Raw genomic sequence first — 12821 nt, 5'->3', positions numbered from 1 at the left:
ATGGATGGAGTATTATCGCAGGAAGAAATTAACGCACTGCTGAATGAACCTGGAGCAGAAGCGAGTGATTCTGCGGAAAATGAACTGTCTGATGCACAAAAAGACGCGATCGGAGAGATTGCCAATATAAGTATGGGAACTGCGGCGACAACGTTGTTTTCGCTCGTTAATCATAAGGTGGAAATTTCAACTCCAGTTGTTTCTTACGGCACATGGGATGATATTGTACAGGAATACGAAAAACCTTGCGTGTTTATCCGCATTGCATATACCGTAGGACTGGATGGAAGTAATATTCTTGTCCTGAGGGAACATGATGTAAAAGTCATCACGGATCTGATGATGGGAGGAGATGGAACCAATACAGATGGCGAACTTGGCGAATTGCATTTGTCCGCAATCAGTGAAGCTATGAACCAGATGATGGGTTCTGCGGCAACTTCCCTTTCTTCCATGTTAAACCGCAAGATTGATATCAGCCCGCCAAATGCAACGGTGATTAATCTGCAGGAAGACATCGATGAAGCGGAGATTGATTCCTTCCTTACCGGAAAGTTTGTTAAGATCTCTTTCCATATGGAAATCGGGGATCTGGTTGACAGTACAATTATGCAGCTGTATCCGATTTCATTTGCAAAGGATATGTGTGATGGAGTGGCAAAAACGATGGAAATGGACAGTCAGAGTGTGACGGCCGATTCCTCAGCAGCAAATTCCGGCAATCCGGCAGGGGCACAGCCAGCAGCTGCATCTGCCGCAGCACAGCAGTCACAGCAGATGGCTTCACAGAATACAGCACAAATGGGGCAGCCGATGGGGCAGCCGATGGGACAGACGATGATGGGAAATACTATGATGAATCAGAACATGGGACAGCCGGTTAATGTTCAGCCGGCACAATTTAGCGCATTTGCGGGTGGAAACCTTGGAAATTACCAGCCGGAAAATATTGATCTGATTATGGATGTTCCGCTTCAGGTGACAGTTGAGCTTGGAAGGACAACAAAATCCATTTCAGATATTCTGGATCTGGGACCGGGAAAAATTATTGAGTTGAATAAACTGGCAGGCGAGCCGATTGATGTGCTTGTCAATGGAAAATATGTCGCAAAGGGCGAAGTTGTCGTCATTGAAGAAAGTTTCGGTGTTCGAATCACGGAAATTGTCAATGCTTCAAGAACAGGCGGAAAGTAGAAACAGACATGACAAATGTGTTACTGACAGGTTCTCTGGAAAGCTTTATACAACTTTTGGGTGCACTGTTTATTTTTGCTGTTGTTCTGGCTGCTACATATCTTACCACCAGATGGATGGGAGGTATGCAGCGTGGACGCCAGAATAATAAGAATCTGCATGTGATAGAGACAATCAGTGTCGGCAATAACAAGATGATCAGTATTGTGGAAGTCGGCAGTGTCTATCTGGTTGTTTCTGTTGGAAAAGAGGAAGTACATCTTCTGGCACAGCTTACGAGGGATCAATTAAAAGATTTCTCTTTTGAGCTGGAACAGAGTGGGAAAAAGCAGGATTCTTTTGCGGAAATTCTCAACCAGTTAAAAGACAAGTTACCAAAGAAGCAAGGATAAAGATGAGCAAAGGGAAAAAGATATACTGCATTGCAAGTTTTGCGTTTGCGTGTGCGGTTTTAATACTTACAATTACATTATGCATGATGCATCCGGGACGTGTCTATGCAAGTTCCATGGACCCGGACAGTATTACAAAGATTACACAGAAAGATACACAGGGAGCAGATCATAATACAGACAATGCCAATGGATTGTCAATTACATATAACAATGATTCCGGATCGGTTTCCACACCGATCAAGATGCTTCTGGTGTTGACAATTCTATCACTTGCACCATCGATTCTGATTATGATGACTTCGTTTACACGAATTATCATTGTACTTCATTTCCTTAGGACTGCGATCGGAACGCAGACGACACCACCCAATCAGGTTTTGATCGGTCTGGCATTGTTTCTGACATTTTTTATCATGTGGCCAACGTTCCAGCAGATCAACAAAGAGGCAATTCAGCCACTCGATAAGGGAGAAATCACACAGTCGGAATTTTTTGAAAAAGCAGAAGGGCCGATTCGTGAATTTATGATCAAAGATGCAAAGATCCAGATAAGGGATGTGAATCTTTTTGCGGAGATTTCCGGAGAAACGTATAAAGATACAAAGGAATTGTCGGATGTTCCGTTTACCACACTGGTTCCGGCATTCATTCTGAGCGAGCTTCGGAAAGCATTCATTATGGGATTTTTGATTTATATTCCGTTTATTGTAATTGATATGGTGGTGTCATCCGTACTGATGTCCATGGGTATGATGATGCTTCCTCCGACAACCATTTCGTTGCCGTTTAAGATTTTGTTGTTTGTTCTGGCGGATGGATGGGATCTTGTCATAAAATCCCTCGTCCAGACATTTTATTAGGAGGATACCGTATGATTTCACAGGGTGCAGTTCTTGATATTGCAAGAGATGCAATTTATACCATTCTGATCACGTCGGCACCGCTGCTTCTGGTTTCTCTGGTGGTTGGTCTGATTATCAGTATTTTTCAGACGGTTACATCCATTCAGGAGCAGACACTTACGTTTGTTCCAAAGATTATTGCGGTATTTGCTGCAATGATCCTTTGCGGCTCCTGGATGTTAAATAACATGACCGAACTGGTGGAGCGTCTGTGGTCGAATTTCAGTACCTATCTGAGTATGTGATTTGATAAAAAGATATGGTTAATTATGTATTTACACTTGAAAATTTTGAATATTTTCTGCTGATTCTGGTAAGAGTTACCTGTTTTGTGTATGTGGCCCCGTTATTGGGGCAGCAGGGAATTCCCAATCAGATTAAAATCGGATTTTCATTTTTTGTCTCATTGCTTTTATACAATGTAGTAGATCGGCCGGAGCTGACATACGCAAGTGTTGTCGGGTATGCGGTAGTTGTGATCAAAGAGGGAATTACGGGACTGCTGATTGGGTATGCGGCAAGCATCTGTAATTCCATTGTTTTGTTTGCAGGAAATATTATAGATATGGATATTGGTCTGTCCATGTCTACCGAATTTAATCAGGACATGGGAACAGAAACCACACTGACAGGAAATCTGTATTATTATCTGGTTCTGCTTCTTTTGATTACATCTGATTTTTATACCTATCTGGTACGTGCGGTTACGGATTCTTTTTCCGTAATTCCGATTGCCCACCAGAAATTTGCATGGGATCATCTGTTATCTGCAATCACACGCTATATGGGAGATTCATTCATCATAGGGTTTCGGATTTTTCTTCCGTTTTTTGCCTGTATTATGGTTTTGAACTGTGTACTTGGAATTATGGCACGTGTGGCACCGCAGATGAATATGTTTTCGATCGGTATGCAGCTGAAGATTCTGGTTGGATTTGTTGTTTTGTATCTGATCGTGTTCCTGTTGCCGAATGTGGCAAATTATATTTTTGATGAAATAAAGACGATGGTGAAGCTTGTTGCAGAAGGTTTGTATTGACGAAAAAAATCAGAATCGAATATTGCATTATAATCTGCAATGGTTTGCAAAAGACGGCGAAGGCGGCGAGAAGACAGAACCTGCAACCGCCAAGAAATTAAAAGATGCCAGAGATGAAGGTAAGGTTGCAAAAAGCCGCGAACTGAATTCGGCATTTGATCTGATCGTTTTGTTTCTCTGTCTGAAAATTTTTGTTTCCTTTGTGGGAGAGAAATTCATAGATATTTTTTCTTACATCTATGAAAATATGCCGGATTTTGTTAAAATAAATGAGGGCGGATTGTCGGTACAGGCTGTGGCAGGCCTGATTGCCTCCGTTACTTTAAAAAGCCTGCTCATTATGCTTCCGTTTATGGCGTTTGGATTTGTTGTTACGCTTCTGGTCAGCATTGTGCAGGTAGGATGGAAAGTTTCCACAAAACCAATGAAACCGGAACTTTCCAAGCTGAATCCATTGAACGGATTCAAACGTATCTTTTCGAAAGATTCGCTCTTTGAACTGGTAAAATCCATTTTAAAGATTGTGATTATCATATATATCGCGTATACTTCCATAAAAGATAATGCAAATGATCTGTTTGCGTTGTATGATCTGGGACTGAATCAGGCGGTTGCGCTTGTGGGGACTCTGATTATCAATACGGGAATAAAAATCAGTATTGTTTATCTTGTGATTGGTCTGGCTGACTTTATCTATCAGAAACATAAGTTTAATGAAGATATGAAGATGACCAAGCAGGAAGTAAAAGATGAATACAAAAATACAGAGGGAGATCCGCAGATCAAAGGACGGCAGCGCCGTAAAATGCAGGAGGTATCCCAGAAGCGAATGATGCAGGATGTTCCCAAGGCGGATGTAGTCATCACGAACCCGACGCATTTTGCCGTAGCATTGAAATATGAGGCGGAAGTCAGTTCTGCCCCGGTTGTCCTTGCAAAAGGAGAAGATTACCTTGCGCAAAAGATTAAGGAAGTGGCGAGGGAGAATAAAATTGAAATTGTTGAAAATAAGCCTCTGGCACGTATGCTCTATCACAATGTTGATGTGGGAGCAGAAATTCCGCCGGAGCTTTACCAGGCTGTGGCAGAAGTTCTTGCTGCCGTATACAAGGCCAAAAATATACAGTAGTGCAGTTATACAACAAACAGGTGCGAAAGGAGGTTGTGCAGGATGCTGAAGAAAGCGGATATTGGTGTAGGTTTATATCTTTTGGCGGCAGTAGTTTTCTTCATTGTTCCAATTCCATCCGTATTGCTGGATGTGATGCTTGCATTTAACATTTCCATCGCCTTAATTATTGTATTTAATGTATTGTTTGTTCGGGAAGTACTGGATATGTCTTTCTTCCCGACATTACTTTTGTTTACGACTATTTTTCGAATTTCTCTGAACGTATCTTCCACCCGTCTGATTCTTCTGACGGGAGATCCTGGTAACGTTGTTAAGACATTCGGTTCGTTCGTCGGTGGAGGAAATATGGTGGTCGGTTCCATTGTATTTATTGTCCTCGTATTGATTCAGTTTATTGTTATCAATAAAGGTTCGGAACGTGTATCCGAAGTAACCGCCAGATTTACACTCGATGCCATGCCTGGTAAACAGATGGCGATTGATGCGGACTTAAATACCGGTGCGATCACCGATGCGGAGGCAAAGGAACGACGGGAAAAGATTCAGAGAGAATCTAGTTTCTTCGGCGCGATGGATGGTGCCACAAAGTATGTAAAGGGAGATGCTACGGCAGGTCTGGTCATCACCTTTATTAACCTGATCGGCGGAACCATTATGGGAGTTATGAATCAGGGACTTGGATTTGCAGATGCCATCCAGCAGTATGGTCTGCTGACAATCGGTGATGGTCTGGTGTCCCAGATTCCGTCTCTTCTGATTTCTCTTGCAACCGGTATACTTGTTACCAAGGGATCAAACGAGGCAGACTTTTCCGGAATTCTGGTCAAGCAGCTTTTTGGAATTCCGAGGGTACTTTATATTGTAGGTTCCGTGCTGGTTTTCCTCGGAATTTTTACTCCGTTAAATCCGGTTTTATTTATTGCACTTGGTCTGGTGTTTATCATCGCCGGCAAAAATATCAGCAAGAATATCGGCGAAGAAAATATTGAGGAAGAAGTACAGCAGGCGGAGACGGAGGCGGAAGAGATCCGGAAACCGGAGAATGTGGTTTCCCTGCTTCAGGTCGATCCGATCGAACTCGAATTCGGATATGGTATTATTCCGCTGGCAGATGTAAACCAGGGTGGAGATCTTCTGGATCGTGTGGTAATGATCCGGCGGCAGATTGCACTGGAACTTGGTACGGTTGTTCCGATTATCCGTCTGAGGGATAATATCCAGTTAAATCCGAATCAGTATATTATCAAGATCAAAGGCGTACAGGTAACGGAAGGAGAAATCCTTTTTGACCATTATATGGCAATGAATCCGGGATATGTGGAGGAAGAAATTACAGGTATTCCTACATTTGAACCGTCTTTCCATCTTCCGGCCATCTGGATTACGGAAGCGCAGAGAGAACGTGCAGAGAGTCTTGGATACACCGTAGTTGATGCACCGTCTATCATTGCGACGCATTTGACAGAAGTAATCCGAAGCCACATCGCAGAGCTTCTGACCAGACAGGATGTACAGAACCTGGTCAACAACTTAAAAGAATCCAATCCGGTTCTTGTGGACGAGCTCACGCCGAAACTTCTTGGCCTTGGAGAGATTCAGAAAGTACTGCAGAATCTTTTGCGGGAAGGCATTTCGATCAGGGATCTTTTGTCTATTTTTGAATCGCTGGCAGATCATGCACAGACATCCAGAGATACGGATGTGCTGACGGAATATGTAAGGCAGAGTCTGAAGCGTGCAATTTCGAGCAAATATTTCCCGTCGAACGAAACGACCAGTGTCATTACGCTCGATCCGAAAGTGGAACAGGAGATCATGTCTTCGGTCAAGCAGACAGAGCAGGGTGCATATCTGACGATGGACCCGGAGAAAACAAAAGCAATTATGGATTCCGTGCGGACAGAAACCGAGAAACTCGAAAGCCTTGGAAAGAATCCGATCATTATTACATCGCCAATTGTGCGTATGTATTTTAAAAAACTCACAGAAGATTATTTCAAAGATCTGATTGTTGTCTCTTACAATGAAGTAGAATCTGATGTGGAGCTGCAATCGGTAGGGATGGTGACAGCATAAATGACAATTAATAAATTTCAGGGAAAAACACAGGAAGAAGCCATTGCAAAGGCAAAAGAAGAATTTGGAGAACGCGCGGTCATTATGAACATCCGTGAGGTAAAACCGAAGGGGCTGTTTCGTGCGTTTAAGAATTCAACATTTGAAGTGACTGCGGCAATGGAGGAAAAAGAACATTTTTCCAATGCCATGCAGGCAGCACAGATGACACAGAGTATGGCAAAAGAAGGAAAACTGCACGACATGATCAATCTTGCGGCGGATGAACCGATTACCATTCCGAAACTGCAGGAACAGGAAGGTAACGCACAAGCGACCAGACAGGAGCCAGCACGTATGCCACAATCACAGAATCTGGTACAGGAAAATGAAGAGAAAAAATTAGAAGAAAGACTTGAGGTTTTATCTGACCGTCTGGAAAAATCTCTTGGCGGGAAAAATCCGAAGGAGCCGGAGACACCAAAGGGTCCGTCTTCGGAGGAACTCAATTTTGTCCGGATTCTCTACAGCACGCTGTTGAAAAACGAGGTGAGTGAACAGTATGTCAATCAGATCCTTGGCGAAATTGAAAAATTTATCCGCCCGGGACACAGTGTGGATACGATTCTTTCCAATGTTTACCAGAAACTGATTCTGCGTTTCGGTCAGCCGAAATCACTGGATTTAAGCGGAGCAAAACCGCATGTTGTATTTTTTATCGGGCCTACCGGCGTCGGAAAAACAACAACAATCGCCAAAATTGCTTCCAAATATAAAGTGGATTATGAAAAAAAAGTAGCGTTTATTACTGCAGATACCTATCGGATTGCAGCAACAGAACAGCTTCAGGTGTATGCAAATATTCTTGACGCACCTATGTCTATCGTGTATTCTAAAGAGGAACTGAATGAAGCAATTGAAAAATATGCGGAATACGATCTTGTTTTTGTTGATACTGCTGGATTTTCCCATAAAAATGAGGAACAGAAAGAAGATATCAGAAACCTGATTCAGGGAGTCAGCCCTGAATATACAAGTGAAGTATATTTGGTTCTCAGCGCTACAACGAAATACAGAGATTTGCTTGATATTGTAGATACCTATCGCACAATATCAGAGTTTAAACTGATTTTTACAAAACTGGATGAGACATCAACGTATGGAAATTTGCTCAATATTAAGCTGTATTCAGATGCGGAACTGTCTTATACGACAAATGGACAGAATGTACCAGATGATATTGAATTATTCGATACACAAAAGATCGTGAAACAATTATTAGGGGGCAATTCGTGATGGATCAGGCAGAACAATTGCGAAATGTAATAAAACTGCACAATCAGAATAATCAGAATAATGCACGCGTAGTGACAATTACCAGCGGAAAAGGCGGAGTCGGAAAGTCGAATCTTGCGGTAAATCTTGCTGTATGTCTCAGAAAAGCAGGCAAGCGGGTAATTATTTTTGATGCTGATTTTGGTCTTGCAAACGTTGAGGTAATGTTTGGCGCAATTCCACAGTACAATTTGTCTGATTTTATATACCGTGGAAAGTCAATTCGTGAAATAATCACACCGGGACCGATGGATATCGGCTTTATATCCGGCGGATCCGGGATTATAGGATTGAACAATCTTACAAAAGAACAGATTTTATATATCGTAAATTCGATTGACACATTGAATGAACTGGCAGATTTTATCCTGATTGATACGGGTGCAGGAATCTCGGATCAGGTTCTGGAATTTGTTATGGCAAGTCCTGAGGTATTACTGGTATCCACACCGGAACCAAGTTCCCTGACGGATGCGTATTCGCTTTTAAAAGCATTGTACTGCAATCCCGATTTTGTGGAGGAAGAGACAACCATCCACATAGTAACCAACCGGGTAAATTCCCGGGACGAGGGACAGGCAATTTATGAGAAAGTGAATTCCGTAGTGTCTAAGTTTTTACATGGAAGTCTGAATTATCTGGGGATGATTCCACAGGATGCTGCTTTGGAACGGGCAGTAAGACAGCAAAAGACAGTTACCATGAGTGATCCGAATGCAAAATCCGCAAAGGCAATTTCCTGCCTTACAGATCATCTGTTAAACGGCACCCAGCAGAAGGCACCGGTACGGTGGGGAATAGCACAGATGTTTTCCAGTTTTTTATCAAACCGAAAATAGGGAGATGAATAATTATGAAACTTTCAGATGTGATTACTCCGGGAGACAAAATTGATATTAAAATGCTGCATGAAGCGAACCAGGAAGATAATGGAGGAGAGATCGCGAAAATCTATCAAAGTGCGGTCAGCGACATTTTTTCGGATCAGGAATTGGAAATTTCTATGCCGACAAGTGGTGGAAGAATGGTGTTATTTCAACTGGAGAGGGAGTGCAGCATTGTTTTTTATACAAAAGGCGGTATGTATAACTGCACAGCAGTTGTGAAGAAACGTTATCGCAAAGAAAATCTGTATCTGCTTAGAATTGTGATTACTTCCGGATTACAGAAATTTCAGCGCCGGGAATTTTTCCGGATTCCTTATACGACACCGTTAAAATATTACGAAATATCGGAACAGACGGCACAGATGCAGACAACGGAAGAATTGTTTGCGGAAATTCAAAAGCCGGAATATATTGATCAGGTACGTGAGGGAACGATTCAGAATATCAGTGGCGGTGGAATCCGCTTTGTCTCCGGACAATGGATAAAACAGAACCAAAATATTCTTCTGGTGATCAGACTGACAAATGAATATTCGGATGAAACTTTTTATCTTCCGGGACAGGTGATTGCAACAGAAAAACATCCAGCGATAGAGGAAATGTACATTCACCGGGTAAAATTTCTGTTCCGGGATCTCCGGGACCGGGAAAAAATTGTACGCTTCGTTTTTGAGGAAGAGAGAAGAATTCGCAGGAAAGAAGTTGGGTGACTCATATGAAAAAAAACATTTTGGTAGTTGATGATTCTGCACTCATGAGAAGGGTCATGTGTGATATAATCAATTCAGACAGTAAATTTCAGGCAACGGACTATTGCAGAGATGGTCTTGAGGCATATGAGAAACTGAAGCATACCAGCTATGACGGTGTGGTTCTGGATGTGAATATGCCACGCATGGATGGACTGCAGTTACTCGAAAAGTTACAAAAAGAAGGCATACGTGCAAATGTGGTGATGGTAAGTACGCTTACTGACAGCAGGGAAGCAGATGTTACCATTTTGGCCATGGAGCGCGGAGCAATAGATTTTGTGGCGAAACCGACAAATATCATAGAGGCAAAAGGAGAGGCATTCAAAAGGCAGCTTCTGGGTGTTCTGGATGCTGTCCTTGCAACACAAAAAACAGCAGGAGGTATCCGTGTGGCAGCAAAACCGGCAGCAAAGGCACCGATGATGCGCAAAGCTGCAGGTGGAAAGAACAAACTGGTTGCACTGGCGTGCTCCACAGGCGGACCGAAAGCGTTACAGAGTGTGATTCCGTTTCTTCCAAAGGAACTGGATGCCCCGGTTGTACTGGTACAGCATATGCCGCCGGGATTTACCAAATCCATGGCTGACAGGCTTGACGACCTGAGCAAAATCAGGGTGAAGGAAGCAGAGCATGGAGAACGGCTGCAAAAAGGATGCGTTTATATTGCTCCGGGTGGAAAGCACTTAAAAGTTACAAAAACCGCAGACGGAAACAACAGCATTGTACTTGATGATGCAACGCCGGCAATCGGAGGACTCAAGCCGTGTGCCAATCTTATGTATGATTCACTGACAGCAAGCAGCTATGATGAGATCGTTTGTGTCGTCCTGACAGGAATGGGAGCGGATGGAACCAATGGAATCCTTTCGCTGGGAAGATCAAAACCGATTCGCGTAATTGCACAAAACGAAGAAACCTGTGTGGTATACGGAATGCCGAAAGCAATCTATGAAGCAGGTGTGGTAGATGAAGTTGTACCACTGGATGAAGTTGCACAGACAATCACAAAAAACGTGGGGGTAAAATAACATGGATGTAAGCCAATACCTTGAAATCTTTATCGATGAAAGTGCAGAACATTTACAGACGTTAAGTGACTGCATCATGGAACTGGAAAAAGAACCGGATAACAAGGATGTTATCAATGAAATCTTCCGTGCAGCCCATTCTTTAAAAGGAATGGCCGGCACAATGGGATTTAAGAGAATGCAGCACCTGACACATGATATGGAAAATGTGTTCCAGGAAGTCCGCAGCGAGAAAATCCAGGTAGACAGTCAGATGATTGATCTGCTGTTCAAGTGTCTGGATGCAATTGACGGATATCTTGAAAATATTAAGGCAACCTCTGATGAAGGGGAAGAAGACAATGAAGTCATTATCAAGGAACTGAACAATTTCCTCGCAAAAGCAAACGGAGAGGCTGCTGCCGCAGAGGCAGCACCTGCAGAAACAGAAAAAAAAGAAGCAGCGGCGCCGACAGACAATGGAGACCACAAACTGTATCTTCAGATTGATCTGACGGATCAGGAGCGGGATGCCATTATGACTGCAAAAGACAGCGGAATGCATATTTACGGCATGACGGTTATGATCCAGAAAGAGTGCCTTTTAAAAGCGGCCAGAGCATTTTTGGTATTCCGCGAAGTGGAGGCTTTTGGAGAGATTCTTGTATATCGTCCGAGCTCTCAGGATATTGAAGATGAAAAGTTTGAACAGGAATTCAGCTTTTATGTCGCATCACCGGAAAGCTTTGACAAGATCCAGAACGCTGCAAAGAATGTTTCCGAGATTGAAGATGCCGTTGGAGAAGAACTGACTGATTTTTCACCACGCGTAACAGAAACTGAGACGGAAGAAAAGAAAGAAGAAAAACCGGCAGAGACAAAACCGGAAGTACAGGCTGAACCAAAGAAAGCGCCGGAAAAGAAAAAGGCTCCGGCAAAGAAAAACGGTGTAGGAAAACCGGCGACAAGCCGTACGGTCCGTGTGGATATTGAAAAGCTGGATGCTCTTATGAACCAGGTATCCGAGCTTATCATTGCAAAGAACAGTCTGGTATCCATCAGCTCAACGGAAGAGGGAGGCTTTACCAATCAGGGATTCCATGAACAGATTGAATATCTGGAGCGAATCACCACAAGCCTTCATGAATCTGTTATGAAAGTCCGGATGGTGCCAATTGAGAGCGTTGTAAATAAATTCCCACGTATGATTCGTGATCTGTCCCGTACATTGAATAAGAAGATGGAACTGGTTATGACCGGTGAAGATACCGAGCTGGATCGTACCGTAGTGGATCAGATCGGTGATCCGTTACAGCATTTGCTTCGTAATTCTGCGGATCATGGTCTGGAAGACACCGAGCTTCGTATCCAGAGAGGAAAGCCGGAAGTCGGAAATATTTTCCTGAATGCATATCAGGAAGGAAATAACGTTATTATCCAGGTGGGTGATGACGGTAACGGAATTGATACCGAAGCGGTAAAAGCAAAGGCAATCGAGCGAAATATTATTACACCGGAACAGGCCGAAGTCATGACACAGAAAGAGATCATAAATCTCCTGTTTATGCCAAGTTTTTCCATGGCAAAGAAGATTACGGATATTTCCGGAAGAGGCGTTGGCCTTGATGTTGTAAAATCTAACATTGAGCAGCTTGGCGGTGATGTGGAAGTTAAGACAAAACTTGGGGAAGGAACAACATTTACCGTTCGTCTTCCTCTGACACTTGCCATTATTCAGGCATTGATGGTTGAAGTCCGCGATGAAAAATATGCCATTGCCCTTGGGTCCATTGCAAATATTGAGAGTGTACCGGTCAGCAGCATCAAGTATGTGGAAGCAAAAGAGGTTATTCATCTGCGTGGAAGCGTTATTCCGCTTGTTCGTCTGGACAAACTTCTGGATATTGAACCAAGAGAAGAAGAACCGGAAAGCCTTACCGTTGTTATTGTAAAGAAAGGCGACAGTCAGGTAGGACTTGTTGTTGACGATCTGATGGGACAGCAGGAGATCGTTATTAAGTCTTTAGGCAAGTATATCAATGGAAATAAGCTGATCAGCGGTGCAACAATCCTCGGTGATGGTGAAGTTGCGTTGATTCTGGATGCAAACACACTGATGTAAT

12 protein-coding genes are annotated in these 12821 nt (G+C 43.1%); all 12 read left to right on the top strand.

The window, feature by feature from the left end; genetic code table 11:
• From fliY to M72_RS08635, 12 genes are read left to right on the top strand one after another with little or no spacing between them, the layout of a single operon-like run.
• The gene (gene fliY, locus M72_RS08690; protein ID WP_022046685.1) at positions 1 to 1194 is read left to right on the top strand and encodes a flagellar motor switch phosphatase FliY; all 1194 of its coding nucleotides are present in this window, start codon (positions 1 to 3) and stop codon (positions 1192 to 1194) included.
• A gap of 8 nt (positions 1195 to 1202) precedes the next feature.
• A complete protein-coding gene (locus M72_RS08685; protein ID WP_055067910.1) occupies positions 1203 to 1586 on the top strand; it encodes a flagellar biosynthetic protein FliO in 384 nt (127 codons plus the stop codon).
• Between the two features lie 2 nt (positions 1587 to 1588).
• A complete protein-coding gene (gene fliP / locus M72_RS08680; RefSeq protein WP_022046683.1) occupies positions 1589 to 2449 on the top strand; it encodes a flagellar type III secretion system pore protein FliP in 861 nt (286 codons plus the stop codon).
• 11 nt (positions 2450 to 2460) lie between these two features.
• A complete protein-coding gene (gene fliQ / locus M72_RS08675; protein WP_022046682.1) occupies positions 2461 to 2736 on the top strand; it encodes a flagellar biosynthesis protein FliQ in 276 nt (91 codons plus the stop codon).
• A gap of 14 nt (positions 2737 to 2750) precedes the next feature.
• The gene (gene fliR / locus M72_RS08670) at positions 2751 to 3530 is read left to right on the top strand and encodes a flagellar biosynthetic protein FliR (protein ID WP_022046681.1); all 780 of its coding nucleotides are present in this window, start codon (positions 2751 to 2753) and stop codon (positions 3528 to 3530) included.
• A complete protein-coding gene (flhB, locus tag M72_RS08665; protein WP_243142404.1) occupies positions 3511 to 4659 on the top strand; it encodes a flagellar biosynthesis protein FlhB in 1149 nt (382 codons plus the stop codon). The genes fliR and flhB overlap by 20 nt, the downstream gene beginning before the upstream one ends.
• A 42-nt stretch (positions 4660 to 4701) precedes the next feature.
• Positions 4702 to 6738, top strand: a complete 2037-nt coding sequence (gene flhA / locus M72_RS08660; RefSeq protein ID WP_022046679.1) for a flagellar biosynthesis protein FlhA — start codon at positions 4702 to 4704, stop codon at positions 6736 to 6738.
• Positions 6739 to 8013, top strand: coding sequence for a flagellar biosynthesis protein FlhF (flhF, locus tag M72_RS08655; RefSeq protein ID WP_022046678.1), 1275 nt, complete (start codon positions 6739 to 6741; stop codon positions 8011 to 8013).
• Positions 8013 to 8891, top strand: a complete 879-nt coding sequence (locus M72_RS08650) for a MinD/ParA family protein (protein ID WP_022046677.1) — start codon at positions 8013 to 8015, stop codon at positions 8889 to 8891. Before flhF ends, M72_RS08650 begins: the two co-directional genes overlap by 1 nt.
• Before the next feature lie 14 nt (positions 8892 to 8905).
• Positions 8906 to 9649 (top strand): flagellar brake protein, encoded by a 744-nt coding sequence (locus tag M72_RS08645; RefSeq protein WP_022046676.1) that lies wholly within the window; start codon positions 8906 to 8908, stop codon positions 9647 to 9649.
• A gap of 5 nt (positions 9650 to 9654) precedes the next feature.
• On the top strand, positions 9655 to 10719 hold the full coding sequence (gene cheB / locus M72_RS08640) for a chemotaxis-specific protein-glutamate methyltransferase CheB (RefSeq protein WP_055067962.1): 1065 nt from the start codon (positions 9655 to 9657) through the stop codon (positions 10717 to 10719).
• 1 nt (position 10720) lies between these two features.
• Positions 10721 to 12820: a chemotaxis protein CheA gene (locus tag M72_RS08635; protein WP_055067908.1), complete on the top strand. Its 2100-nt coding sequence runs from the start codon at positions 10721 to 10723 to the stop codon at positions 12818 to 12820.
• The last annotated feature ends 1 nt before the right edge of the window (position 12821 follow it).

Origin of the sequence: Roseburia faecis, from assembly GCF_001406815.1 — a bacterium.
Lineage (GTDB): Bacteria > Bacillota > Clostridia > Lachnospirales > Lachnospiraceae > Roseburia > Roseburia faecis.
This window is presented reverse-complemented; position numbering and strand designations above follow the sequence as displayed.